This window comes from Promicromonospora sp. NPDC110617, from assembly GCF_055598465.1.
On record NZ_JBVKBM010000007.1, the window covers coordinates 130,126 to 155,825 of the forward strand.

21 protein-coding genes are annotated in these 25,700 nt (G+C 73.3%); 10 read left to right on the forward strand and 11 right to left on the reverse strand.

Annotated features, from left to right (window positions below; translation table 11 throughout):
• The first annotated feature begins 99 nt into the window (after window positions 1-99).
• From ACZ7LE_RS27175 to ACZ7LE_RS27190, 4 genes are all read left to right on the forward strand, one after another.
• Window positions 100-798 (forward strand): response regulator transcription factor, encoded by a 699-nt coding sequence (locus ACZ7LE_RS27175; RefSeq protein ID WP_470406328.1) that lies wholly within the window; start codon window positions 100-102, stop codon window positions 796-798.
• Window positions 795-1,955, forward strand: a complete 1,161-nt coding sequence (locus ACZ7LE_RS27180) for a sensor histidine kinase (protein WP_470406329.1) — start codon at window positions 795-797, stop codon at window positions 1,953-1,955. The genes ACZ7LE_RS27175 and ACZ7LE_RS27180 overlap by 4 nt, the downstream gene beginning before the upstream one ends.
• Window positions 1,956-2,023: 68 nt before the next feature.
• Window positions 2,024-2,953, forward strand: coding sequence for an LLM class flavin-dependent oxidoreductase (locus ACZ7LE_RS27185; protein WP_470406330.1), 930 nt, complete (start codon window positions 2,024-2,026; stop codon window positions 2,951-2,953).
• Entirely contained in the window at window positions 2,950-4,164 is a 1,215-nt protein-coding gene (locus ACZ7LE_RS27190) for an MFS transporter (RefSeq protein ID WP_470406331.1), read from the forward strand. The genes ACZ7LE_RS27185 and ACZ7LE_RS27190 overlap by 4 nt, the downstream gene beginning before the upstream one ends.
• 2 nt (window positions 4,165-4,166) lie before the next feature.
• Here ACZ7LE_RS27190 and ACZ7LE_RS27195 read toward each other — a convergent pair whose 3' ends face one another.
• A complete protein-coding gene (locus tag ACZ7LE_RS27195; protein WP_470406368.1) occupies window positions 4,167-5,702 on the reverse strand; it encodes an HNH endonuclease in 1,536 nt (511 codons plus the stop codon).
• A gap of 430 nt (window positions 5,703-6,132) precedes the next feature.
• On the opposite strand from ACZ7LE_RS27195, the gene ACZ7LE_RS27200 reads away from it, so the two are divergent.
• Window positions 6,133-6,516, forward strand: a complete 384-nt coding sequence (locus ACZ7LE_RS27200) for a VOC family protein (RefSeq protein ID WP_470406332.1) — start codon at window positions 6,133-6,135, stop codon at window positions 6,514-6,516.
• A 24-nt stretch (window positions 6,517-6,540) separates the two neighbouring features.
• Here the strand turns inward: ACZ7LE_RS27200 and ACZ7LE_RS27205 are convergent, their stop codons facing one another.
• From ACZ7LE_RS27205 to ACZ7LE_RS27230, 6 genes are all read right to left on the reverse strand, one after another.
• A complete protein-coding gene (locus ACZ7LE_RS27205; RefSeq protein ID WP_470406333.1) occupies window positions 6,541-7,722 on the reverse strand; it encodes an ROK family protein in 1,182 nt (393 codons plus the stop codon).
• A 61-nt stretch (window positions 7,723-7,783) separates the two neighbouring features.
• Window positions 7,784-9,142 carry an ABC transporter substrate-binding protein gene (locus tag ACZ7LE_RS27210; protein WP_470406334.1) on the reverse strand — a complete coding sequence of 453 codons (1,359 nt, stop codon included), beginning with the start codon at window positions 9,140-9,142 and terminating at the stop codon, window positions 7,784-7,786.
• Window positions 9,139-10,176, reverse strand: a complete 1,038-nt coding sequence (locus ACZ7LE_RS27215) for an acetylxylan esterase (protein ID WP_470406335.1) — start codon at window positions 10,174-10,176, stop codon at window positions 9,139-9,141. Before ACZ7LE_RS27215 ends, ACZ7LE_RS27210 begins: the two co-directional genes overlap by 4 nt.
• The gene (locus ACZ7LE_RS27220; RefSeq protein ID WP_470406336.1) at window positions 10,173-12,641 is read right to left on the reverse strand and encodes a glycosyl hydrolase family 95 catalytic domain-containing protein; all 2,469 of its coding nucleotides are present in this window, start codon (window positions 12,639-12,641) and stop codon (window positions 10,173-10,175) included. The genes ACZ7LE_RS27215 and ACZ7LE_RS27220 overlap by 4 nt, the downstream gene beginning before the upstream one ends.
• Window positions 12,638-13,600 (reverse strand): carbohydrate ABC transporter permease, encoded by a 963-nt coding sequence (locus ACZ7LE_RS27225; protein ID WP_470406337.1) that lies wholly within the window; start codon window positions 13,598-13,600, stop codon window positions 12,638-12,640. The genes ACZ7LE_RS27220 and ACZ7LE_RS27225 overlap by 4 nt, the downstream gene beginning before the upstream one ends.
• 45 nt (window positions 13,601-13,645) lie before the next feature.
• On the reverse strand, window positions 13,646-14,605 hold the full coding sequence (locus ACZ7LE_RS27230) for a carbohydrate ABC transporter permease (protein ID WP_470406338.1): 960 nt from the start codon (window positions 14,603-14,605) through the stop codon (window positions 13,646-13,648).
• A gap of 110 nt (window positions 14,606-14,715) precedes the next feature.
• Between ACZ7LE_RS27230 and ACZ7LE_RS27235 the strand changes: the two genes are divergently transcribed.
• Window positions 14,716-16,899 (forward strand): alpha-galactosidase, encoded by a 2,184-nt coding sequence (locus ACZ7LE_RS27235; RefSeq protein ID WP_470406339.1) that lies wholly within the window; start codon window positions 14,716-14,718, stop codon window positions 16,897-16,899.
• A 56-nt stretch (window positions 16,900-16,955) separates the two neighbouring features.
• Here ACZ7LE_RS27235 and ACZ7LE_RS27240 read toward each other — a convergent pair whose 3' ends face one another.
• Window positions 16,956-19,403, reverse strand: coding sequence for a X2-like carbohydrate binding domain-containing protein (locus ACZ7LE_RS27240; protein WP_470406340.1), 2,448 nt, complete (start codon window positions 19,401-19,403; stop codon window positions 16,956-16,958).
• A 229-nt stretch (window positions 19,404-19,632) separates the two neighbouring features.
• Here ACZ7LE_RS27240 and ACZ7LE_RS27245 point away from each other — a divergent pair, with 229 nt between their 5' ends.
• Complete coding sequence (locus ACZ7LE_RS27245; RefSeq protein ID WP_470406341.1) at window positions 19,633-22,119, forward strand: glycoside hydrolase family 2 protein; 2,487 nt, start codon at window positions 19,633-19,635, stop codon at window positions 22,117-22,119.
• A gap of 74 nt (window positions 22,120-22,193) precedes the next feature.
• Here the strand turns inward: ACZ7LE_RS27245 and ACZ7LE_RS27250 are convergent, their stop codons facing one another.
• From ACZ7LE_RS27250 to ACZ7LE_RS27260, 3 genes are all read right to left on the reverse strand, one after another.
• The gene (locus ACZ7LE_RS27250; protein WP_470406342.1) at window positions 22,194-22,643 is read right to left on the reverse strand and encodes a hypothetical protein; all 450 of its coding nucleotides are present in this window, start codon (window positions 22,641-22,643) and stop codon (window positions 22,194-22,196) included.
• 196 nt (window positions 22,644-22,839) lie between these two features.
• On the reverse strand, window positions 22,840-23,316 hold the full coding sequence (locus ACZ7LE_RS27255; protein WP_470406343.1) for a restriction endonuclease: 477 nt from the start codon (window positions 23,314-23,316) through the stop codon (window positions 22,840-22,842).
• A gap of 104 nt (window positions 23,317-23,420) precedes the next feature.
• Window positions 23,421-24,149: a PadR family transcriptional regulator gene (locus tag ACZ7LE_RS27260; RefSeq protein WP_470406344.1), complete on the reverse strand. Its 729-nt coding sequence runs from the start codon at window positions 24,147-24,149 to the stop codon at window positions 23,421-23,423.
• 264 nt (window positions 24,150-24,413) lie between these two features.
• Here ACZ7LE_RS27260 and ACZ7LE_RS27265 point away from each other — a divergent pair, with 264 nt between their 5' ends.
• The 3 genes from ACZ7LE_RS27265 to ACZ7LE_RS27275 all read left to right on the forward strand — a co-directional run bounded on the left by ACZ7LE_RS27265 (window position 24,414) and on the right by ACZ7LE_RS27275 (window position 25,681).
• Window positions 24,414-24,635: a hypothetical protein gene (locus ACZ7LE_RS27265; protein WP_470406345.1), complete on the forward strand. Its 222-nt coding sequence runs from the start codon at window positions 24,414-24,416 to the stop codon at window positions 24,633-24,635.
• 76 nt (window positions 24,636-24,711) lie between these two features.
• The gene (locus ACZ7LE_RS27270) at window positions 24,712-25,122 is read left to right on the forward strand and encodes a nitroreductase family deazaflavin-dependent oxidoreductase (protein ID WP_470406346.1); all 411 of its coding nucleotides are present in this window, start codon (window positions 24,712-24,714) and stop codon (window positions 25,120-25,122) included.
• Between the two features lie 97 nt (window positions 25,123-25,219).
• Window positions 25,220-25,681, forward strand: a complete 462-nt coding sequence (locus ACZ7LE_RS27275; RefSeq protein ID WP_470406347.1) for a hypothetical protein — start codon at window positions 25,220-25,222, stop codon at window positions 25,679-25,681.
• Window positions 25,682-25,700: the final 19 nt, after the last annotated feature.

Here is a 25,700-nt window from a genome sequence, read left to right on the forward strand (position 1 = left end):
GCCGACGTCGTCGAACCTAGGCAGGGCGGGCTCGCGGACGCGGGAGTCTTGCAGAGGCGTAACAACTCGACCGGGCCGCGCGCGGTTACGCTGCCGGACATGGGAGCACGCGTCGAGGTCATGATCGTCGAGGACGACGAGACCGTCCTGGCCGTGGTCTCCGACTACCTGGGTGGCCGCGGGTACGCCGTCACGGCCCTCAGCGACGGGCTCGTGGCCCGCGACGCGCTGCGCACGGCGCGGCCCGACGTGCTGGTCCTGGACCGGATGCTGCCCGGCGTCAGCGGCGACGAGCTGTGCCGGCAGGTCCGCGCGGCCGCGCCGCGCACGCCGATCATCATGCTCACCGCCCTGGACGCCGTCGAGCAGCGCATCGACGGGCTGGAGCACGGCGCCGACGACTACGTGGTCAAGCCGTTCGCGCTGCGGGAGCTCCAGCTCCGGATCGACGCCCTGGTCCGGCGCAGCCGCGGGCTGCACGTGGCGCCGTCGCCGTTCACGCTGGGGCCGTTCCGCGTCGACCCCGCGCACCGCCGCATCTGGGCGGCCGACGCCGAGATGACGCTCACGTCCCGGGAGTACGAGCTGTTCCTCTTCCTGCTGCAGAACCCGGACCGCACCCTGACGCGGGACGACCTGCTGCGCGAGGTGTGGGGCTGGAACTTCGGCGAGGTGTCCACCGTGACCGTGCACGTGCGGCGGCTGCGCGAGAAGATCGAGCCCGAGCCGCGGTTCCCGCGCTACCTGCTCACCGAGTGGGGACGCGGATACCGCTTCACCGTCGGGGCCGCCGCATGATGCTCACCCTGGTCGACCTGCTGCTCATCCTCGCGACCGCGGCGGTGTGCACGGCGGCGATCACGCTGGTCGCGCTCCTCGTCCTGCGCCGCCGCCGGCAGCGCTCGGTCACCGCGCCGTTCGTGGTCCTCGTGGTCGCGGCGATCGCGTCGATCGTCTGCTCGACCCTCGCGATCGCGGCGCTGATGTACCTCTCGCTGCACGACCTGCAGGTGCTCCTGTGGGTGGTCGGCCTGTCCGCGGTCCTGAGCCTGACCGCGACCCTGCTCACCGCCCGTGCCGTGAGCCGGTCGTTCGCCCACCTGGGGGAGGCGGTCGAGCGCGTGGGCCGCGGCGCCGTCGTCGGACCGGAGGCGTACGCGGGCCGGGAGCTCGCCGACCTGTCCGCGCAGCTCGCCGTGGCGTCGGAGCGGCTCGCCGCGGCCCGCGCCGAGATCGAGCAGCTCGACGCCGCGCGCCGCCAGTTCTTCGCCTGGATCTCGCACGACCTGCGCACCCCGCTGACCGGTGTCAGCGCCCTCGCCGAGGCGCTGGACGACGGCGCCGTCGCGGACCCGGCCGACTATGTGCGGCGCATCCGGGTGCAGGTCGCCACGATGAACCGGCTGGTCGACGACCTGTTCGAGCTGTCGCAGATCCAGAGCGGTGCGCTGCGGCTCCGCCGGGAGGACGTCGCGCTGCTGGACGTCGTGTCCGACGCCGTGGCCGACGTGCACCAGCTCGCCGTCGCGAAGCGGATCCGCATCGAGCACGCGGGCGTCGCGGGCCGGACGGTGCGCGCCGACCCGCACGAGCTGACGCGGGTGGTCGTGAACCTCCTGACCAACAGCATCCGCCACGCCCCGGCCGGGTCCGAGGTCCTGGTCTCCGCCGACCGGCGCGGCGACCGGCTCGTGCTCTCCGTGCTCGATCAGGGCAGCGGCGTCGACAGCGAGGACCTCACGCGGATGTTCGAGATCGGCTGGCGGGCCAGCGCCGCGCGGACGCCCGAGGCCGGGCCGGCCGGCGCCGGGTCGCCCGCCGCCGGGTCGCCCGGCGCGGGGCTCGGGCTGGCGATCGTCCGCGGCATCGTCGAGGCGCACGGCGGGGACGTGCGGGCCGCGCACGTGCCGCAGGGTTTCCGGCTCGACGTCGCGCTGCCCGCCCCGGTGTCCTGAGCGGGCCGGCGCGCCAGCCGGCGTGGGCGGTTCGGTACGCCTCGAATCGATCTGATAGAACGTGCGCCATGACGTCTCCCCAGATCGGTGTCGTGCTCCCGCGCGACCTGCCCGCCGCCCAGGTCCTCCCGTACGCGCGCACCGCGGAGCGACTCGGCTTCGACGAGCTCTGGGTCGTGGAGGACCTGGGCTTCCGCGGAGGGCTGGTGCAGGCCGCCGCCGTGCTGGGCGCGACCGAGCGCCTCCGCGTCGGCATCGGGATCCTGCCCGCGGCCGTGCGCAACCCCGCCTTCGCGGCGATGGAGATCGCCACGCTGGAGCAGCTCCACCCCGGCCGCACCGACGTCGGCGTCGGACACGGGATGCCCGGCTGGATGCGGCAGGCGGGCGTGTGGCCCGAGCGGCCGCTGACCTTCCTCGCGGAGTATCTGACCACGCTCCGGACCCTGCTGGGCGGTGGGGCTGTCGGCGACCTGCGGCCCGACCCCTCGGCCGTGCCCGACGCCGTGCCGCCCCTGCTGCTGGGCGTGCGCGGGCCGCGGTCCCTGGCGGCGTCCGGCCGGGTGGCCGACGGGACCGTGCTCGCGGAGCCGGTCGCGCCCCAGTACGCGGCCGCGGCGCTGGACGCGGTCGCCGCGGACGGCGAGCACCGGCTGGTGGCCTACAACATCGGCGCGGTCGACGACGACGAGGCTGCTGCCCTGCGGACCGCCCGGCCCGGCCTGGAGTGGATCGGCGAGCCCGACTGGGCGCCGCACGTCGCGCCGCTCCCGTTCGCCGACCAGTTCGCGGCGCTGCGCGCGGGCTCGGCGTCGCGCGCGGAGTTCGTCGAGCGCCTGCCCGACGAGTGGGTCGCCCGCCTCGCGCTGGCGGGCACGCCCGCCCAGGTGCGGGCCCGGATCGACGAGCTCGGACGCGCCGGCGTGACCTCCAGCGTGTTCATCCCCGCCGGACCCGACCCCCTGGCGGCGCTCGCCGCGCTGGCCCGCGTCCTGTGACCGCGCACCTGACGCCGTCGGCGCAACGCCGGCGGGCCGCCCTGTTCGTGTCCTTCTTCATGACCGGCGTCTCCATGGCCACGTGGGTGTCCCGCACGCCCGCCATCCGCGACGCGACCGGCTCGACCACGGCCGAGATGGGGCTCATCATCGCGGGGCTGTCCGCGGGCTCCATGGTGGGCATCGCGCTGGCCGGCACGCTGGTGGCGCGGCGAGGTGCCCGGTTCGTCGTGCTGTGGGGCATGGCCGCGATCGTGGCCGGCGTCGCGGTGGTGGCGCTCGGCACGGCGACCGCGCAGGGCTGGCTCGTGGCCGTCGGACTCGCGTCGTTCGGGTACGGCATGGGTTCGGGCGAGATCGGCCAGAACGTCGAGGGGGTCGACGTCGAGCGGGCGCTGCGGCGCACCGTGGTGCCGAGCCTGCACGGCAGCTACAGCCTCGGCGTCTGCGTGGGCGGGCTCGTCGGCCTGGGCGCGAGCGCTGCGGGCGTGCCGGTGCTGGCGCACCTGCTGGCGGTGGCTGCGCTGACCGCGATCGCCACGGCGGGCCTGGTGGCCAACCTGGCCCACGACGTCGGGCGGGAGGACGCCGACGCGGGGCAGCGCCGTCGTCCGCTCGGCGAGACCGTCGGCGCCTTCCTCGCGGTCTGGCGGGAGCGGCGCACGCTCGCCATCGGGGTGATCGTGCTGGGCATGGCGTTGGCCGAGGGGTCGGCGAACGACTGGCTGCCGCTGATCATGGTTGACGGCTTCGACCTGTCGGCCGCGACGGCGTCGCTGGTCTACGCCTTCTTCGGCCTGTCCATGGCGATCGGGCGGTTCAGCGGCGGGTTCTTCCTGGACCGGTTCGGACGGGCGCCCGTCATGGTGGTCAGCGCCGCGCTCGCGATCGTCGGTATCGGCCTGGTGTCGTTCGCGCCGACGGCGGTGCTGGGCGCGGTGGGCGTCATGTTCTGGGGGATCGGCGCCTCGCTCGGCTTCCCGGTGGCGCTGTCGGCCGCGGGCGACGACCCGCTGAACGCCGCGCGCCGCGTCAGCGCCGTGGCGACAGCCGGCTACACCGCGTTTCTGGTGGGGCCGCCGGTGCTCGGCTTCGTCGGGGAGCACTTCACGCTGCGGCTCGCGATCCTGCTGGTCATGGTGCTGGTCGCGATCTCGGCGTGCTTCGCGCGCGCGGTCACTCCGCCGGCGGGCACGGCCCGCCGGTCCTAGCGTCAGGTGGGGTGGGTCCAGGAGAGGTCGAGGCGACGGCCCCGGGCTGCTGCCCGGCGCGGCGGTTGGTGTGCCGAGTGTGGTTGCCGGGGCGGTGGGCTCGGCCGGTAGGCGATCGCGCCGTGCGCGGGCGTGGTCCAGCAACCGATCGAGTAGCGGCTGCGTGGTGCGCGGTCGGTCTCACCGGCCGCCGGTCCGCCCCTGGGCGCGTTGGAGTGCTGGCGGGAGTCCGTGTCGCCAACCGTTGTGACGCCTCGCGGTGATTCTGCCCTGACTGGTGTCGGTGGTTCCGGCGCGACCGATACGTACGTGTGCCCTGTCGGGGTGGTGGTCTCGACCGCGTGAAGTCCGTTGACCTGGGTGGTCTTCTGTCGCCAGCCCGGTCCTTGCTTGGCGTGGTTGCACCTCGCGCACAGGCCTTGGCCGTTGTCGAGGCTGGTCGGGCCGCCGTCGGCGTGCGGGGTGACGTGGTCCGTGTGTCGGACCGGGGCGTCGCACCAGGTGGTGGCGCAGATGCCCTGTTCGCGGGCTCGCAGCAGGCTCGACAGTCCCTGGGGGTGAAATCGGGACGTGGATGTCGTGGCCAGCAGGCGGCCGTGCGGGTTGACGTAGATGCTCCGCAACCAGGCAGTGTCGGTGTCGATGGCGTGGGCAGCGAGGTTGCGGGCGACCGGTGCGGGGATCACGCCAGCACCGGCGGGGGCGCCCTCGACCACTACAGCGGGCTGGCCACCGCCCGCGAGAAGGGTGTCGTCTGAGACCAGCAGGTTGATCGTGACTGGCACGTCGTTCGCGTGCCCGGGTTCACGGGTGGTGATGCGTTCGATGAGGGTGTCGGCCATGATCTGGCCGACCCCACGCTCATCCCCACCCGCCTTGGCGGTCTCGGCGTGGGTCTTGAGCTGGGCGTAGGCCTGCACGCCCTGTGCCATCGGGACCAGCGCGGTCAGGTAGACCATCAGGTCGGGGGCCGGGCGGATCGAGACTCGACGCTCCGAGACGGCCTTCGCGTTGCGCTTCACGCACGCGTGCACGTCCAGCTTGGCGGCGATCTCCTTGATCCGGGCCACGAGACGGCGCGTTCCCATCTTCGCCAGCTCCGCCAGGTGCGCCGGCCCGCAGATCTCCTCGTCGATCAGGGCGCGGTGCTCCAGCGACAGGTGCGAGGTCTCGCGGACCAGAAGCGTCGCCCGCCACTGGGACAGGACCCCGGCCTGCAGGGCGGCGAACGTGTGGGGCATCTGGGTGACCCAGACCCGGGACGTGCCCACGAATCCTGCCCCGGCGTGCGGGCTGACCCGCAGCGCCGCACCGACCTGGTTGGGGACACCGCGCCCGCGCCGTTCGGCGCGGATGCTCTGCCGGGCCTCGTCAGCCCGGGTCGCCTCGTCCAACGCAACAGTGAGCCTCGCCTGGGTCGCGGTGATCGCGTTCTTTACGGCCTCCAGCTCACCGAGCAGATCCACCCACTCCGCCTGCACCGCACCCGGGACACCCTCACGTCCAGACCCGATGTCAGTGGCACCAGGCAAGATCATCTCCGCCAGGGCCTGCCGTACCGCCCGCACACCTGCCACATCGACGGCCCCGCCGGGTGCGGCCGCGCTGGACGTCCCGGCGCCATCGGGCAGCACCGATCGAGCGGGCTGTTCGCCTGCTCGTCCTGGTACCTCACCCTTTCGCCTCATGCCATCAACATATGGCACACCCGTACGCACCGCTCGCCGACCCGACCCGCTCTGCCGACAGCAGAATCCGGCCGCGGGCCTTGTGGACAAGCAGCGGCCAGCAACCTGGATGTGCTTGCCCGTCCTGTCGATCGCCCCAGACGCTCGTCGCGGGTGCCGGAACCTCACGAAAGCCCGCACCAGCCCGCCGCCCACTCCTGGCGGACAGAATCACTGGTTCTTCAGCAGGTCCCTGGCCGAACGCCCTGGACAGCGCGCGCCAGGCCCCTACGGTGGGGCCATGGCGAGACTTCACGACGTGGTGTTCGACTGCCGCCACCCCGCACCCCTGGCCCGGTTCTGGGCCGTCGTCCTCGACGGTTACGCGGTGGCCCCCTACGACGACCAGGAGCTGGCGCGACTGCGCACCCTCGGCGTCCACGACCCGGAGGACGACCCGTCCGTGCTGGTCGAGGGCCCGGCCGGTGCGCCGCGCCTGTTCTTCAACGCGGTACCCGAGCGCAAGACGGTCAAGAACCGCGTGCACCTCGACGTCCGCGCCCCCGACCGGGACGCCGAGGTGGCGCGCCTGGTCGGGGCGGGCGCGTCCGAGGTCGGCCGGCACGAGGACTGGGTGGTCCTGGCCGACCCCGAGGGCAACGAGTTCTGCGTCTTCCCCGAGTAGCGGCCCCCAAGGACACGCGCCGGCCTAAGCAGCAGTGGGCAGGAGCGCGTCCCGGAACGCCGCGACCGCCGCGCCGCACGCCCAGTCGATGAACGTGTGCCGCCGCACCACCAGCCGGCAGTTGGCCGCGGCGCCGAACGCGTGCGCCGCGAACTCCTCGCGGATCCGGCGCTCGTACAGGTCGTACTCCATGACGCCCTCGCCCGCGATGACCACCACCTCCGGGTCCACCAGGTTCGCGGTCACGGCCAGCGCCGCCCCGATGGCGGTGCCCGCGCGGTCGAACGCGTCGACGGCGGTGCGGTCGCCCGCGTGGGCGAGGGCCACGGCGTCGGCGAGCGTGAGCGTGGGGTCGCCGTGGCCGGCGCGGACGGCGTCGCGGATGGCGCCCGACGACGCCACCGCCTCCACGCAGCCGCGCCGGCCGCACACGCACACGGCGTCGGGGGAGGCCAGGGGCAGGTGGCCGATCTCGCCGACCACGCCGTGCGCGCCGACCACGACGTCGCTGTTGACGTAGATGCCGCAGCCGATGCCCGCGCCGATCGTGACGATGGCGAAGCTCTCCGCCTCTACGCCGAGCCCGAACCATTGCTCGGACCGGGCGAGGGCGCGCACGTCGTTCTCGACGACCACCGGCAGGCCGACCTCCCGCGCGACCGCCGCGCCCAGCGGCACGTTGGCCCAGCCCAGCAGCGGGGAGTGGCGCACCACGCCGGAGCCCGTGTCGACGTCGCCCGACGCCGAGACACCGAGGCCGACGAGCCGGTCGGCACTGTCGCCGAGCTTGTCGATCAGTCGCCGCGCGCAGCGGACGATCTCACGCGTGACGGTCTCGGGGTCGTGCCGTGGCAGCGCGCGCCGGGTGGAGGTGAGCACCTCGTTGCCGATGCTCACCGCGACGGCCACGATCTCGTCGACGTTGACCTTGACGCCGATGGCCAGCATGGAGCGGGGCACCACGCTCAGCGGGTAGACGGGGCGGCCCGGGGACGAGCTCTCGGCGTGCTCGCCGACGGTCACGAACCCGTCGCGGATCAGCGGGCTGACCGTCTTGGTCACCTTCGCCTGGGACAGGCCGGTCAGCCGGCCGATCTCGATCCGGCTCACCGGGCCGTGCGTGATGATGCGCGTGAAGATCTCCGCCGACGTCGTCGTGCGCAGCTTGGGGCGGTGCGGCGGCGTCGGGGGCGGCGTGGCACTCATGAAAAACCTCGTCCTCGGACTGGGCGCGGCACGCGAGGCGCCGCGCCCAGTCCGGCCGGTACTACTTGGAAAGGATCTCCTGGGCCTTGTCCGCGGCCTCCTGCCAGACGTCGTCGTCACGCTGGTGGCTGTAGTACGCCTCGAACAGGGGCTGGAGCTCCGACTTGAGCTCGGCGCCGTTGCGGTAGGCCAGCGACGGCTCGAGCTCCTCGTTCTTCGCGTAGTCCACGAAGACGCTCAGGTCGATGCCCTTGTCGAGCTGGTCCGCGGCGAGCGCGTCCATGGCCGACGGGATGGACGGGAAGAACGAGCCCGACGTCAGCGCGGCGCTCTCCTGGCACTCGGCCGTGCCCATGAACGACATCCAGTCCCAGGCCGCCTGCTTGACCTTGCTGCCGGACCAGAGCATGTTGCCGTTGGAGTTGCTCATCACCACGCGGGTCTCGCCGTCCGGGCCGAGCACGTTGGGCGCGATGCCGACCGACATGTCGGGCAGCTTGGCGAACGTCGTGGCCGACCACGAGCCGCCCGAGATCATCGCGACCGAGCCCGAGCCGAGCTGCTCGGTGTCCCCGACGGTGAACTGGCCGAACTCCGGGGCGAGGCCCCGGTCGGACAGGCCGCGCAGGTAGTCCATGGTGTCGGTGAACGTGGGGTCGGCGAAGGCGAAGGACGTCGGCCAGGCCGCCGGCTCGCGCATCGTCCAGTCGGACGCCGCGGCGAACTGGTACCAGGTGGTCTGCCCCAGGTAGTCGGCCGTGCCGAGCGCCCCGATGCCGTAGACCGCGACCTTGTCCTTGTCGAAGCCCTTCTCGTCGCCGCGCTTGCCGTTCTCGTCGACGGTGAGGCGCGCGACCACCTTGTCGAAGGTGCCCCCGTCCTCGGGGTTCCAGGTCATGTTCTGGACGTCGTCCTCCGTGAGGCCCGCGTCCTTGAGCATGTCCTTGTTGTAGTAGAACGCCGAGCCGGCCCAGTCGAGCGGCAGGGCGTACTGCTTGTCGTCCGTGTACGTGAAGGCGGGGACGCCCACGTTGAACACACCCAGGTCGTAGTCCGACGCGGCGATGTAGTCGTCGAGCGGTTCGAGCTGACCCTGCTTCGCGTACGAGTCGAGGAACTCCACGCTGTTCTGGAATGCGTCGGGGGCGTTGCCGGCGACGAAGCCCGCCGTCAGCTTGGTGAAGTAGTCGTCCACCGCGTACTGGGTGATGTTGACCGTGATGTCGGGGTACTTCTCCTGGAACGCGGGCAGGCAGGTCTTGTACGACTCCGCCTGCTTCTCGTCCCAGGTCCACCAGTTGACGGTGCCCGCGTGGGCGCCCTCCTCGGCCGCTCCGCCGTCCGAGCCGCTCGCGCAGGCGGCCAGCGACAGGGTGACGGCGGCTGCGGCGACGATGCCCAGCATCTGCTTCGATTTCATGATTCCTCTTCGATCAAGGGACCGGATGGGTTGAGGTGGCCTGCGGTGGCCCCGAGGACACGGCCGAGCACGTCGAGCGCGCCCAGCCGGTCGAGGCTGCCGCCGGCGTCATGGCCGTTGGCCGGCCAGACGGTGATGTCGTGCTGCGCCGCGTATTCGTTGTGCGCGGCGAACACGGTTTCGGGGGGAGTGACGTCGTCCACCAGCCCGCACGAGAACCACGCAGGGGCATGGGCCAGGCGGGCGAAGTTCACGACGTCGACGTAGCGCAGCGTCGCCAGCGCACGCTCGCGGCGCGGCCGGTCCCGGGCGAACAGGTCGGCCAGCTCGCGGTAGGGCCCCTGGGCGGCCAGCGCGAGCGCGCCGGGCAGGTCGGCCAGGAACGGGGCCTGGGCGAGCACGGCGGCGACGTCGTCCGCGAGGTATCCCGCGGCCAGCGCGATCCCCGCGCCCTGGCTGTTGCCGAGCACTGCCACGCGGGAGGGGTCGACGCCGGGCAGGCGCCGGACGGCGTCGACGGCCCGGGCCGCGTCGGTGAGCACGCGCCGGTAGTAGTACCCGGCCGGGTCCGCGAGGCCGCGCGTGATGTAACCCGTGCTGTCGCCCCACGGCCCGTCGGGCGTCGACCCGTCGCCCTGGCCGCGGGTGTCCATGACCAGGTGGGCGTAGCCCGCCGCGGCCCAGGTCAGGTCGTCGATCGCGTGCCCGCGGCCCGCGCCGTACCCGGTGAAGTGCACCACCGCGGGCAGCAGGCCGTCGCGGCGCCGCGGCAGGCGCAGCCACGCGTGCACCGGCTCGCCGCCGAACCCGGGGAAGGTCACGTCCAGCACGTCGATCGCGCCCAGCGGGGTCTCCACGGGGACGGCGGACGGCGGCGCGTCGTGCCGCCGGGCCTGCGCGAGGGTGTCGCGCCAGAACGCGGCGAAGTCGTCCGGCAGCTCCTGCGTCGAGCGGTAGGCGCGCAGGGCGGGCTCGCGGGGGTCCGACGTCGCGCCGGGCGCGCGCAGGTCCACGGCCGGGGCGGACGTCGTCATGACGCCTCCCCGAACAGGTCGGCGCCGTCGACGCTCAGGCCCGCGGGCACCGTCCGGGACCGCCCGGCGAAGTCGACGGTCACGTCCCGCTGACCGGCGCCCACGACGTCGTGCAGGCGCAGCGCGACCGGGCGGCCGCCCCGCCAGTCGAGGTCCACCGCGACGCCGCCGCGGGTGCGCACGCCGGTGATCCGGCCGTCGGGCCACGCCGCCGGCAGGGCGGGCAGCAGGCGGACGGGGCTGTCGGGTGTGCCCTCGCCGGTGCCGACCAGCATCTCGGCGATCGCCGCGGCGAGGCCGAAGTTGCCGTCGATCTGGAACGGTGGGTGCGTCGAGAACAGGTTCGGCAGCAGCCCGCCCCACTCGGAGCCGTCCACCGGCGAGTCGACGTCGGGGTCGCCGGGGTAGGCGCGGGCCGCCTCGCGCAGCAGGGCGCGGGCGGTCTCGCCGTCGCCCAGCCGGGCGCGCATCGCGATCTTCCACGACCAGGACCAGCCCATGGCGCCCGGACCGCGCACGTCCAGCGTGCGGCGCGCGGCCTCGGCGAGCCCGGGCGTGCGCTCGACGTCGATCACGTCGAGCGGGTGCAGCCCGATCAGGGGCGACAGGTGGCGGTGCTGCGGGTCGGCCGGGACGGCGTCGTCGCCCCACTCGGCCAGGGTGCCGTCGCCGGCGACCCGCAGCGGCGCGAGCCGGGGGAGCGCGGCGCGGATCTCGTCCAGCAGCGGGTCGTCCGCGCCCGTGGCCCCCGCGGCGGCGAGCGTGCGCTCGAACGTCGCGCGGATGAGCGTCAGGTCCATCGCCGACGACGTCGACACCGCGCCCAGCGACCTGTCGGCCCGGCGGAACCAGTTCTCGGGCGACGTCGACGGCGAGGTGCCGAGCCCGCCGTCCGCGTCGGTCACCAGCCAGTCCAGGGCGAACGCGCTCGCGCCGAGCAGCAGCGGCAGCACGCGCCCGGCCAGCTCGTCGCGGTCGCGCCCGTACTCCCAGCGCTGCCACAGGTGGTCGGCGAGCCAGAGCCCGCCCATCGGCCAGAACGCCCACGACGTGTCGCCGTGGCCCGCGCCGACGGGCAGCGCCCAGCCCCACGGGTCCGTGTTGTGGTGCGCCACCCAGCCGCGCGTCCCGTACAGCGCGGACGCCACGGTGCTCCCGGTCTGCGCCACCCGCTCGATCAGGTCCAGCAGCGGCTCGTGCAGCTCGCCCAGGCCGGTGCGCTCGGCGAGCCAGTAGTTCATCTGGGTGTTGATGTTGATCGTGTAGTTGGACGACCACGGCGGCCGCATCGACGCGTTCCAGATGCCCTGCAGGTTGGCCGGCGGTGAGCCGGGCCGCGACGACGAGACGAGCAGGTAGCGGCCGTACGCGTAGAGCACGCGGGCCAGGGCGCGGTCGTCCGCGTCGGCCAGGAGGGTAGCGACGTCGACGGGCTCGTCATGGCCCGGGAAGCTCGCGCCGGCCGCCTCGTCGGCGGGAACGCCGAGCTCCAGGCCGGACCGGCCCAGCAGCTCGCGCGCGGCGGCCTCGTGCCGGGCGCGCAGCACCCCGGCCTCGGACGCCGCGACCTCCTGCGCGCGCCGGGCCGCGTGCGCGACGAGCTCGGCACGCGGCGCCTGCGGCTCGCGCCGCCACCAGCGGCGCGCGTTGGTCTCGGTCGTGACCGCGAGCAGGACGCGGCGCGCCCTGGCGATTACCACCTCGTACGTCCCGGGCGCGACGGTCGCCGCGCCGTCGGTGCGCACCGCCACGGCGACGGCGGCGGCCGGGTCGAACCCGGACCCGGCACCCCCGTCGAATCCCGGCTCGTCCTCGCGCCAGACGTGCGCGACAGCGTCGGGCTCGTGCGACGGCGCACCGTCGACCGGCGTCTCGACCAGCAGGGACAGGTGCGCGAGGCCGCTGTCGGACACCCCGGCGTCCGAGCCCGCGACCCGCAGCGGCGACCGCAGCCGCACCACCGCGGAGACAGGGGCGTCGGCCACGAGCTCGACCACGAGCGCGCCGTCGGCCGCGGAGACCCAGGTGGCGCGCCGCACGGGCACGCCGTCCAGCAGGAAGGTCTCGTCGACCACCGCGGACGAGAGGTCGAGCACCCGCTCGTACCCTGCCGCGTCGATCCGGCCGAGGTCCAGGTCGAGGTCGCCGAGCGGCAGGAACTCCTGGCTCCACGGGCCCTCGAAGGTGCGCAGCAGGCGCTCGGTCTCGTCGTCGTCGTGCCGGGCGACGGCGTCCCGCACCTGGGCGAGGCGCTCGGGGCCCGCGCCGGCCGCGACGACGGCGTCGAGCGCGCGCCGCGGGCCGTCGGGGGTGCCCGACCACAGCGACGCGTCGTTGAGCCCGATGCGCCCGCGGGCATCGCCGACCATGCCGCCGATCTCTCCGTTGCCGACGGGGGTCGCCTCGCCCCAGCGCTCGGCGGGTGCGGTCCAGCGCAGGCGGACCGGGCGCGGTGCGGTGCTCACTTGAGCCCCGAGAAGCCGATGGAGTCCACGATCCGGCGGCCGAACGCGAGGAACAGCACCAGCATGGGCAGCGCCGCGACCAGCGTCGCGGCCATCAGGCCCGCCCAGTCCGGCGCGGCCTGCGGCGACGACTGCTTGAACACGGCCAGGGCGAGCGTGAGCGGGCGCACGCTGTCGTCGCTGGTGACCAGGAGCGGCCAGAAGTAGTCGTTCCAGGCGCCGATGAAGCCCAGGATGGACAGCGTGGTCACGGGCCCCGACGTCATCGGCAGCGTGATCTGGAACAGCACGCGCAGCCGGCTCGCGCCGTCGATCAGCGCGGCCTCCTCGATCTCGCTGCTGAGGCCGAGCATGAACTGGCGCAGGAAGAAGATGTTGAACGCCGAGAACAGCGCCCCGGGCAGGATCAGCCCGCCGAACGTGTTGAGCAGGCCCAGGTCCTTGATCAGCACGAAGTTCGGCAGGAGCGTCAGGATGCCGGGCACCATGAGCGCCGTGAGCAGGATCGAGAACACCAGGTCGCGTCCGGGCCACTGCAGGCGGGCGAACGCGTAGGCGGCGATCAGCGAGAAGAACACGACCAGGCCGGTCGAGAGCGTCGCGAAGATCAGCGAGTTCAGCGCGAAGTGCAGGATGTTGATGCTGGCGCCCGAGCCGCCCTCCGCGAGCGACTCCGCCGACGTCGCGATGCCGAGCACCCGGCGGAACGCGCCGAGCGTGAAGTCGACCGGGAGCAGCGACGACGGGTGGGTGATCAGGGCGTAGTTGTTCGAGAACGAGGTGCGCAGGATCCAGTAGAACGGGAAGAGCGTCACCAGCACGACGCCGCCGAGGTAGGTCCAGGCGACGGCGCGCCCGAGGCTCGGGCGGCGGCGGGACGGCGCCGGGCGTCCGCCGGTACGGCGGGACGGAGCGGCGGCGGGCCGGACGGCGGCGGCCGGGGGAGCGGATGCGGACATGCGTGGGTTCCTCACTGGTTCGGGGCGGCGCGGACGGGCGACGGGTCAGTCGGTGTCGGACTCGTCGGCGCGCAGCAGGCGCATCTGCAGGAAGGTGATGGCGATGAGCATCGCGAACAGGGCGAGCGACATCGTGGCGGCGTAGCCGAACTCGAACTGGCCGAAGGCCTTGTCGTAGATGTAGAGCTGCAGCACGTTCGACGCGCGGGCCGGGCCGCCCTGGGTGGTCACGGCCACGAGGTCGAAGACCTGGAACGAGCCGATCACCGTCAGCACCAGCACCATCGCCAGCACGGGCCGCAGCAGGGGCAGCGTGAGGCGGCGGAACATCTGCATCTCGTTCGCGCCGTCGATCCGCCCCGCCTCGTAGACGGTCGGCGGGATGGTCTGCAGGCCGGCGAACACGATGATCGCGTTGTACCCCATGCCCTTCCAGACGCTGATCAGCGCGATGGTGGGGATGGCCCACTTGCTGGAACCCAGGAAGAAGACGGGGTCGAGGCCGAGCTGGCGGATGGCGATGTTCACGATGCCGAGCTGGGCGTCGAGCATCCAGGACCAGGTGGTCGCGGCGACGACGCCGGAGATGAGGAACGGCAGGATGATGACGCCGCGCAGGGCCGTGGACGCCGTCAGCCGGTGCAGCACCACGGCCGTCGTGACCGACAGCGTCATGCCGATCACGACCGACAGGAGCACGAAGTACGCCGTCACGCCGAGCGAGTGCCAGAAGACCTCGTCGGCCACGAGCCGCTTCAGGTTGTCCAGGCCGGTCCACTCCGGCGGGGTGAGCACCCGGAAGTCCGTGAAGCTCAGGTAGATCCCGCGCAGCGTCGGGTAGGCCGCGAAGGCGAGGAAGCCGATGACGGCCGGGGCGACGAGGACCCAGGCCAGCCGCGCGTCCCCGCGGTGGGCGGGTGAGCCGGCGCGGCGCACCGGCCCGTTCTTGCGTGCACGTCCGGCCGCGGTCCGTCCGCGCGCCGGGGTCGTGGTGGAGATCGCCATCGGCCTCATCCCTCGTCGTCGAAGTGCAGGAGGTAGGCACCTCGCTTGCTGCCGAGAGCGTAGGGCGACTAAGTTTCTGCTGTCAAGAAAGTCGATTCGGGGTGGTGAAGATGTCTGCTGGTGATGAATACGCGGTGCTGCGCGCGGCCGGGGTGTCGCTCGTGCTCGATCTCGCGGGCGAGATGCCCCGGGTGCTCCACTGGGGTGAGGACCTCGGCGACGTCGGCCCCGACGACGTCGCCGCGCTGCGGGAGTCCGGGCTGACGGCGCGGGTCGCCAACTCCCCGGAGGCACCGCGTGCGCTCACGCTCCTGCCCGTGGAGCGGGACACCTGGTCCGGTCTGCCGGGCCTCGAGGGCCACCGCGCAGGGACGGCGACCACGCCGCGCCCCGAGCTGGTGGGTGCGCGCGTCGAGGTGCCGGCCGACGGCGTCGGCGGCGCGGTGCGCCTGGACCTGCGCGAGCCGGTCGCGGACCTCACGCTGGCGGCCGAGGTCGAGCTGGAGGCCACGGGTGTCCTCCGGGTGCGGTGGACCGTGACCGCGGGTGGTCAGGGGGCAGGCGCCTACGACCTCTCGCACGTCGTGGCGTTGCTGCCCCTCCCGGCGCGCGCCACGGAGGTGCTCGACTTCAGCGGCCGCTGGAGCCGGGAACGGCAGCCGCAGCGGCTGCCGCTGGTGGACGGCACGCACCTGCGCGAGGTGCGCCGGGGCAAGCCGGGGCTCGACTCGCCCTACCTGGTCGCCGTCGGCACGCCGGGCTTCGCCCACCGCTCGGGCGAGGTCTGGGCGGCCCACGTGGCATGGAGCGGCGACCAGCGCTGGATCGTGCAGCGCCTGTCCGAGGGCGCGGGCGCGCACGCGGCCGTGCTCGGCGGCGGCGAGCTGCTGCGGCCCGGCGAGGTCCGGCTGGGCCCGGGGGAGAGCTACGCGGCGCCCGATGTGCTGTTCGTCTGGTCGGACGCCGGGCTGGACGGCCTCGCGGACCGGCTCCACCGCCGTACTCGCGCGCGCCGTCCGCGGCAGGCACCGCAGCCCCTGGTGCTCAACACGTGGGAGGCCGTCTACTTCGACCACGACCTGGGCCGGCTCGGCGAGCTCGTGGACCGCGCGGCCCGCGTGGGTGTCGAGCGGATCGTGCTCGACGACGGCTGGTTCCGCGGCCGGCGGGACGACACGGCGGGTCTCGGCGACTGGCAGATCGAGGCGGACGTCTGGCCCGACGGGCTCGACCCGTTCGTGGCGCGGGTGCGCGAGGCGGGGATGGAGTTCGGGCTGTGGTTCGAGCCCGAGATGGTCAACCTCGACTCCGACCTCGCGCGCCTGCACCCCGAGTGGCTGCTGGCGCCGTCGGCGGGCGTGGGCCCGAGCTTCCGCAACCAGTACGTGCTCGACGTCGCGCACCCCGACGCGTACGCGTACCTGCTGGAGTCGATGTCGAAGCTCGTGGAGCGCTACGAGATCGCCTACATCAAGTGGGACCACAACCGGGAGCTGCACGAGGCGGTGGTCCGCGGCGGCGCCGCCGGGGACCGGCCCGGGGTGCGGCGGCAGACGCTGGCGCTCTACGCCCTCCTGGACGAGCTGCACCTGCGGCACCCGGGGCTGGAGATCGAGAGCTGCGCGTCGGGCGGCGGCCGCGTCGACCTCGGCATCCTGGACCGTACCGAGCGGGTGTGGACCTCGGACTGCAACGACCCCGTGGAGCGTCAGCAGATCCAGCTCTGGAGCGAGCTGCTGCTGCCGCCGGAGCTGCTGGGCTCGCACGTGGGCGCTGCGCGGGCGCACACCACGAACCGGGTCACCGACCTGTCCTTCCGGCTGGTGACGGCGGCGTTCGCGGCTCCGGGCATCGAGTGGGACATCACGGGCTGCACCGAGGACGAGATGGTGCGGCTCAGCGAGTGGGCCGCGTTCGTGACGTCCCGGCGGGGCCTGCTGCACGGGGGCGTGCGCGTGCACGCCGATCTCGCCGACGAGCAGACGCTGCTGCACGGCACCGTGTCCGAGGACCGCGCGCACGCGCTGTTCGCGTGGGTGCGGCTGGCGAGCTCGGCCGGGCCGCAGACGGCGCGGGTGCCGTTCCCGGGCCTCGACCGCGACCGCGACTACGTGGTGCGGGTGCCGGACGCGTTCGGCCCGGCCGCGATGCACGGCACGGAGCCTGCCTGGATCGCGCGGGCGCGCGGCGCCGAGGGCTTCCGGGTGTCCGGCGCGATCCTCGCCGGCGCGGGCCTGACGCTGCCGGTGCTCCAGCCGGCGTCGGGCCTGGTGCTCGAGCTGACGGCAGCGTGACCGTGTCAGACGCTCAGGTCCCTCGGGGGGCCTGAGCGTCTGACACGTGCGGGGGATCAGCGCGTGAAGCGGAAGCCGTCGCTCCGGATCGGCGCGTCCGAGCCGTTCACCACCACGATGCGGTGACTGCCCCGCTTGAGGCCGGACACGGAGTACAGCTCCTGCTGCGTCCGGCGGGCCGTGGAGCTCGTGTCCACGGTCTGCTTGAGCACGCCGTCCACGTAGACGTGCACGGGGCCCTGGTCGGGCGCCGTCGGCGCGACCCAGGTCACCCCGGTACCGGTGAACGTGAGGTCGGTCCAGGCCTCGCCGGAGGCCGTGTGCACGTCGTCGGCGCCGTCACCGCGGAACGCGAACGTCAGCGCGGTGTCGCCCGCGGGCAGGGCGGTGAGGAACCCGGCCGACAGCACGACCGCCCCGCCGTCCGCAGTCCAGTCCGTGCCCTGCTGCAGCACCGTGCCGCCGTGCCGGATCGCCGTGAGCTCACCCGGGTCGCGGGCCAGCTCGATGCGGGTCGCCGCGGCCTGCTCGTCGGGCACCGCGATCGCGTTCGGCGTCACCAGGTTCTCCTGCTCGACGTCGATCCGGTCGAGCAGCATGAACCGCCCGCCCTTCTTCTCGATCCGCAGCGTGTGCTCGCCGTCCGCGAGGTCCGACGTCGTCCACACGGCCTGCTGGCTCTCGCGCGGGGTCCCCGCGGGCAGTGACGCGTCGACCGTCTCGACGAGCTCGCCGTCGAGGTGGATCGCGACCTCGCCCTGCGACTCGTCGCGCTCGGTCACGTACGTCACGCCGGTGCCGCGGAAGGTGAGCTCGAAGGCGTCGCCGTCCTTCTCGGTCCAGTGCACGTCGTCCTCGTGGTCGCCCAGGCCGCGGCCGGTGCTGTGGCTCCAGCTCCCGGAGTAGGAGATCTCGGACGCGTCGTCGTTGAGCTGCTCGACGCGGGCGTCGGTGTCGCCCGGCGCGGGCGGCTCGTCGCCGTCCGCCACCACGGAGACGGCCAGGTCCTGCGACGTCGCCGCGACCTCCTGGTTCCCGTTGCGCTGCCAGTCGCCGCCGTAGCCCACCTGGAGCACGTCGTCGTTCACGGTCGACGCCGCGCGCGCCGCGGGCGTGACGCGCAGCAGCCGCACGCCGTGCGGGGGCACGTCGGTGGCCGTGAAGCCCTCGGTGAAGGTGCCGAGGTTCTTCCTCGCCCACACGTCGCGCACCTTGTGGCCGCCGTCGGTGAGCCCCAGGTCCGTCCAGTCGGCCGTGACGTCGGCGTCGGTCGAGCCGAGGTTGAAGAGCCCGACCACGTACGAACCGTCGTCCTGCAGCGAGTACCAGACCTGCCGCTTGCCCGACGTCGAGACCGGGTGCGCGGGGATCGCCGCCTGGTTGATCGCGATGACCTCCTCGTTGGTGAGCAGGCTCAGGCCGAACGTGTCGAGCTGCGTGAGGTCGTTCCCGGTGTACATCGGGGCCGCGGAGATGGCCCACAGGCTGGTCGCGGTGCGGCGCTCGTCCTGCGTCAGGCCGTCCATCCGGCCGTTGCCGACGTTGAGCGAGTCGAGGTCGCCGAACCCGCCCGGGCCGGTGTGCCGCCACCACTGCTCGGCCTTGGGGAACAGGCGCGCGATGTTCGGCCACGTGGTCAGGGCCTCGTTCTCGCAGTAGCACTCGACGTCCCAGTCGAGGCGCCAGCCGTCGGCCTTGTCCTTCCAGTAGTCCGCGTACGCCGGGTCGAGCGCCCAGGACAGCTCGAACCAGATGCCCCGGCTGTGCAGCGCGTCGGACCAGGCGGCGACGTCGCGGCGGGCGTCGAGCGACAGGTCGGAGATCCCGGAGCCGGGGGTCACGCTGTCGAACTTGACGAAGTCGACGCCCCAGTCGCCCAGCAGGGCGCCGATCGAGTCGATGTACCTGGTGGTGCAGGGGTTGTCGAAGTCGAGCGCCCAGCCGATGCCCCAGTAGTCGGCGCGGGTCAGCGGCTGCTTGACGATGTCGCCGGTGCTGCAGCCCGGCGCGTTCCAGATCGGCAGGTCGGCCTCGTAGACCTCCGGCCCGATGCCGGGGATGAAGTACAGCCCGAACTTCTGGCCGTTCTCGTGCACGTGGTCGATCACGGCCTGGAGGCCGTCGGGGTACAGCGACGTGCTCGGGGTGGGGCGGCCGTACTCGTCGACGCCGTCGTTCCAGCCCGCGTCCACGTTGATGCGGTCGTAGCCGTAACGCTGCAGCTTGGTGTGCATGGCGTCCGACTGGGCGATCAGCTGGTCGGCGTCGATCCAGCGGCCGTCGCCGCTGTAGACCTGCATGCTGAAGCTGCTCCAGCCCATGTACGGCGACGTGGCGAGGTCGCCGGGCTCGACGCGGGGAACGGCCGGCGGGGGCGTGGGGGCGGGGTCGGCGGCGGCCGTGGGGGCCGTGGCGACCGCGGGAGCGGCGGAGCCGGCGGCCACGAGGCCGACGAGGGCGAGTCCGCACAGCGCCTGCCGTAGCAGGCGTCGGGGGCTGGTCATGGGTGCTGCTCTCCATCCTTGACGAGGATGCGCGTTGGCGACGTGCGGAACGGCACTGTTCCAGGCGCGGGACGCCGCCCGGCGGGCGATACGTCCTTTTTTGACGCGATCAAATAACCACAGCCCGCACCCTCCGCGCAAGGGCTGGGCGACACTTGCTTGACAGCGGAAAGAAATTCCTGGAACGCTCGTCCCGCTCTGCCCGCTCCGAGAACCACTGGTGGCCCTCATGCTCACGCGCACCGCCGCGCCCGGTCCCTGGACCCTGCACCTCGACACCGCCGGACCTGATGCCGACGCCGCGGTCCTCGCCGGACTGCCCGTCCCGGCGACGGTCCCCGGCACCGTCCACACCGACCTGCTGGCCGCGGGGCTCATCGAGGACCCGTACCTCGACCGCAACGAGCTGCTGACGCCGTGGATCGGCCGCTCGCGCTGGCGCTACGAGACGGCGCTGCCGGCGGTCGCGACGCCGGGTGCCGAGCGCACCGACCTCGTGCTCGACGGCCTCGACACGCTCGCCACGGTCTCCGTGGACGGCGTCGAGCGCCTGCGCACCCGCAACATGTTCCGCTCCTACCGCGTGCCGCTGGACCGGGCGGACGGGGCCGCGGTCTCGGTGGTGTTCGACGCGCCCTGGGGTCCCTTCGACGAGCTGGACGACGAGGAGCGCCGCGCGTTCGACTCGCCGTCGGCCCACATCCGGAAGATGGCGTGCAACTTCGGCTGGGACTGGGGCCCCACCCTGGTCACCGCCGGCATCTGGCGCCCCGTCCGCGTCGAGTCGTGGTCGGTCGCGCGGCTCGCCGAGACGCGGGTCGAGGCGCGCGCCGAGCGGGACGGCGCCGGGTGGCGTGGCGTCGTCGAGGTGGGCGTGGAGCTCGAGCGGACCACGACGGCGCACGACGTCGAGCTGGTCGTGCGGGTGGCGGGCGCCGCGGCCGTCGTCGTCGTGCCCGCCGCCGACACCTCGGCGCGCGTCGTGGTCGAGGTCCCCGTGGCGGACGCCGGCCTGTGGTGGCCGCGCGGCGCCGGGGCCCAGCCGCTGCACGACCTGGAGGTCGAGCTGCTCGACCACGTCACGGGCGAGGCGCTCGACCGCGACGACCGGCGGGTCGGCTTCCGCTCCGTCGAGGTGCGCCGCGACCCGGACGCCGACGGCGAGTCCTTCGCGTTCGTGGTCAACGGGCGCCCCGTCGCCGCGCTCGGCTTCAACTGGATCCCCGACGACTGCTTCCCGCACCGCGTCACGCACGACGACGTCGCCGCCCGGCTGCGCGACGCCGCCGAGGCGAACGCGAACATCCTGCGGGTGTGGGGCGGCGGCCTGTACGAGTCGGACGACTTCTACGCGCAGTGCGACGAGCTCGGCTTCCTGGTCTGGCAGGACTTCGCGTTCGCCTGCGCGCCCTACCCGGAGCACGAGTGGCTGCTGGAGGAGGTCGAGGCGGAGGCACGCGAGAACGTCGTCCGCCTCATGTCGCACCCCTCGCTGGTGATCTGGAACGGCAACAACGAGAACTGGCTCGGCTGGGACGACTGGGGCTGGAAGGAGCGCCTCGGCGACCGGCCGTGGGGCGAGCGCTATTACCTGGAGGTGCTGCCCCGGGTGGTCGCCGACGTCAGCCCGCACGCGTTCTACTGGCCCGGCAGCCCGTACTCCGGCACCCCGGAGGTGTACTCGAACGACCGCTCGCGCGGCGTGGTGCACCTGTGGGACGGCTGGAACGAGCAGGGCTACCAGGTGTTCCTGGCGGACCGGGCGCGGTTCGTCTCCGAGTTCGGGTGGCAGGGCCCGCCCGCCTGGCGCACGCTGACGGACGCCGTGCACGACGACCCCCTGCTGCCCGGCTCGCCGGGCGTGCTGCACCACCAGAAGGCGGTCGACGGCTCTCTCAAGCTGTCGCGCGGCCTGGCGCCGTACTTCGACGAGCCCACGGGGATGGCCGACTGGCACTGGGCGATGCAGCTCAACCAGGCGCGCGCCCTGACCTTCGCGATCGAGCACTTCCGCTCGCTGCGCCCGGTGAACATGGGATCGATCGTGTGGCAGCTCAACGACTGCTGGCCGGTCGCGTCGTGGGCCGTGGTCGACTCCGCGGGGCGGCGCCGGCCCGCCTGGTTCGCGGTGCGCGCCGCGTTCGCGCCGCGGCTCGCGACGATCCAGCCGCGCGCCGGCGGCCTGGCGCTCGTGCTCGTCAACGACGGCGTCGAGGAGTGGGCGGGGTCGGCGACGGTCCGGCGTGTCGGCCTCGACGGCCGCGTGCTGGCCGAGCAGCCGGTCACGTTCGAGGTCGGTTCCGTCGCGGGCGCGACCCTGGCCCTGGACCCGGCGCTCGCCGAGCCGGGCGACGCCGCCGCCGAGCTCCTGGTGGCCGACGTCGACGGCGCGGCCCGCGCCTGGCGCTACTTCACGATGGACCGGGACCTCGCCTACCCGCGCCCGCGGCTCGACGTCAAGGCGGTGCCGCTGGCCGACGGCTCGGGGGACGTCGAGGTCGCGGTCACCACGGACACGTTCGTGCGCGACCTGACCCTGCACGCCGACCGGCTCGACGCCGGGGCCGCGGCGGGCGACGCGCTCGTCACGCTGCTGCCCGGGGAGTCCGCGACCTTCCGGATCGCGGGGGCGGACCCGGGGCTGGCGGAGACGATCGTCGAGACGATCCAGGGCGGGGGACCGGTGCTGCGGCACGCGGGCGACCTGGTCGCCTGACACCGGCGCCGACGTGTCAGACCCTCAGGTCACTCCGGTGACCTGAGGGTCTGACACGTTCCGGGAGCTGTCGCTCAGCGGGTCGCGGGCGCGCCCGCCGTGAACGACGCGACGAACCGGGCGACGAGCTCGCGCAGCTCGGACCGTTCGTGCACCTGGCGCCCCAGGAGCAGGGCGGCCTCCTCGCGGTGGTGCTCGGGGCAGTACGCCCGGACCTCCGCGGCCTCGAAGAGGTCCCACGACGGCATCATGTTGGACAGCCGGCCGGCGCGCACGAACGCCGTGGCCGGGGCGAGGTCGTCGAAGAACGCCCACCGGTCCGTGAGGTCGACCGCGGCCCCACGGCAGATGCGGACCTCGGCGGTCTCCAGGGCCCCGGGCAGGGCCGGCTGGTCGACGACCGCCGCGTATTCTCCGCCGCCCCCGCCCGTCCGGGCGTACCAGCCGTCGGCGACGTCCTCGCCGTAGGCGCGGCAGACGGGCGTCAGGAGATCGCCGTCGGGTGCGGTGGTGGTCAGTGCCATATCGCTCCTTCACATAGCATTGCCCGGTCCTCCTCGCGGAGTGCCGGGTGGAACTTTCATGCAAAAGCATGGAGTCCTGGTCATTTTTCACCCTGCGTGCGGAGCGATATGGGGGGTGCTTCGCCGGGGTTCGGTCGGTGTTGCGTCAAGGAGGGCCGTGCTGGCGGCTGTGCGCCCTCCGGTGGTGCGGTGCGGCCTATCCGGCGGCCACGGCGGTGGGTCCGAAACGGGCCCAGTCGACGGATGAATCCAGCATCCTGGTCAACCCGATGCGGTTGACGGGAATTTTCTCGTCCTGGATCAGATCCTCCAGTTCTTTGTCCCAGGTATCGGTCGTCGCGACCACGAGCCGGGTCGTGAACGGGGCCTTGTTCGACGCCGAGAGGAATGCGGCGACATCCGGCCTCGACAATGGCTGTGCCGGATCGTGGAACGCGCACTGCACGGCCACCAGGTTCTCGGTGTCCTGCTCGCGCGCGACCAGGCTGATCCCGTTGCCCGGACCCTCGTGGCCGGGCCATTCGTCCCACGACCACACCGTGTCGAACGCGGCAGCCCATTCCGCGTCGGAGCGCAGGAATGCCTTCATCAATTCCTCGAACTTCTCGTCCCGGTCGGTCTCCGACTCCGACCTGAGCAGGTAGTCGTCGAGGAGGTCCTCAAGTGCGGTCATGCGGTCATTCTGTCAAGGGTGCTGCGTAACCGCTCTCCGGGCAGGGGTAGTTCACCAGGCGTTTACCGCGCCGCCCGTGGTCGGTCCGGGTCGGTGGTGAGGGGTCAGTGGTCCTGTGTGGGCGCCTCGCCGGCCAGGGTCAGGTAGACCTCGCGGCGGGCCTTGTCGAGAAGCGCGGTGACGGTCGCGACCTGCTCGGCCGTGCCGGTGCGGGCGACCTGCTCGACGGCGTCCGCCAGGGCGCGCAGCTCGTGCCGGAGCTGGCGGCCGTGACCGCGGCCGACCTGTTCCCAGGGGGTGCCGAGCTCGTCCTTGTGCTGCTCGACGTAGGCGGTGCCCTCGTCGGTCAGCGTGGCGAGCTTGCGGCCGCGGTCCTCGGTGAGGGCCACGAGGCCCTCGTCGGCGAGCAGGGAGAGCGCGGGGTAGACCGCACCGGCGCTGGGGCGCCAGCGGCCGTCCGTCCGCTCCGCCAGCTCGCTGATGATCTGGTAGCCGTGCATCGGCTGCTCCGCGAGGAGCAGCAGGATCGCGGCGCGGATCTCACCGCGCCCGGCGCGGCGCGGGCCCCGGTGGCCCCGCCGTCCACCCTCGTGGTGGCCGCCGCGCGGGCCGCGGGGACCGTAGCCGCCGGGGCCGCCGGGGCCGAAGCCGCGCGGGCCCCGTTCCCTGCGGTCGTCGGCGTCGTCGCGGTCGTACGGCAGGTCCGGCCCGCCGGCCATCGCGAACGCGGGGCCGAAGCCCGGGCCGAAACCGGAGCCGTCGAACGAGGGCAGGAAGCCGCGGCCTCGGCCGCGACGTCCGGTGTGCTGGGGGTTGTCGTCGTGGGTACGCATGGTGTGTCTCCTAAGTGTCGCGGCGGGGCGAGGCGGTGCGCGATCGCGCACTACGGCGTCTCGTCAGACCCGCCGATCGGGAGCGTCTCCGCTCGACCGACGCTCTAAAGATAGATCAAAGATATATCGTTACGCAACCCCCGACTTTCGCCGGGGGCCGCGCGGCCTCGTGGGTGCGAGTGCGCGGCGCCTGCCGTAGCGTCGGGAACCGGCCGGGCGTGCCGCGCCCGGCCGACCACCTGGCGGGTCGCGGAAGGAGCCGGCATGAGCGAGAGCGAGCACGGGAGCACGGCGGCGGACGGCGGTCCGGAGCGCCGGGACCACGTCGAGGTGTCGAAGGAGGACGCCGACCGCCTCAAGGCCGAGGCAGCGGGTGCGGCGGACACCGCGATCCCCGGCGAGGACCCGGCGGGTGCGGCGATCCCGGGCGAGGACCCGGAGGACAACCCGGACCTGGAGGGCGAGGAGCGGTTCGACGCCGGCTGAGGGCTTCGACGCGGGCTGACCTGGCGCGGGACCACCCCGCACGGAATGCGGTCGGCCGCGCCCGCGTTCCCCGGACATGGACTTCAACCAGCAGATCGTCGACGCCTTCCGCGCCAACGGGGGCGAGGTCGACGAGCCCGTGCGGTTCGGCAAGGGGCTCGTGCTCGTGCACGTCCCGAGGAAGGACGGCGGCGTGCGCGTCACGCCACTCGCTGCGATCCAGGGCGACGGCGCCCGGTACGTCGTCGGCACCGCCGGCGGCTCGCCCAGCAACCCCGCGTGGGTCTACGGGCTGCGGCGCGCCGAGGAGGTCGACGTCGAGGTGCCCGGCGACCCGGTCGTGACCGTCCGGGCGAAGGTCCAGGAGCTGACGGGCGACGAGCGCGACACGATGTGGGCGCGCTTCAAGGCGTCGTCGAGCGGTTTTGCCGCGTACGAGCGGAGGGCCGAGGGGCGTGTCTTCCCGATCTTCCGGCTGATCGGCTGACCGATTGCCCGGGGCTGCCGGCTGAGGCCAGCCAAATCGCGACTAATCCGCTTGGATGGGTGAATATCCCCGATCCGACGTCAAGGAGACCCGCGCGATGACCCAGGCAGCCCAGGTCGGCACCGTCTACCAGACCAGCCAGGAGCTTCTCGACGCCGACCTGCCGCACCTCAGTGTTGCCCTGGACGCGAGCGGCTACGCGATCCAACGGGACCGGGACGGCAACTGGTACAGCGTGTCGTCCGTCGGCCCGTCCGACCTCGCGGGCGTCTACACCGTGATCCACCTGCCGGCCGAGCCGCTGCCCGGCACGTACGGGTCGGTCGTCATCACGGACAACGGCACGCCCTTCATGCGCCGCTGGGACTCGGCGACCGACGAGCGCTTCGGCGTCGAGCACTGGATCGGGCCCGACGGCGTCACCGTGACCGACGGCCACCTGCGCCACCTCGGCATCGCCCGGGCCTGGGACGCGAGCGTGCCGGGCGGCACGTCACGGCTCGGCGGCCGGCGTCGTCGTTCCCGCGCAACCACGGAGCGGGCCGAACCGGCAGGCTGACTCGGCAGGCGGCGATCGC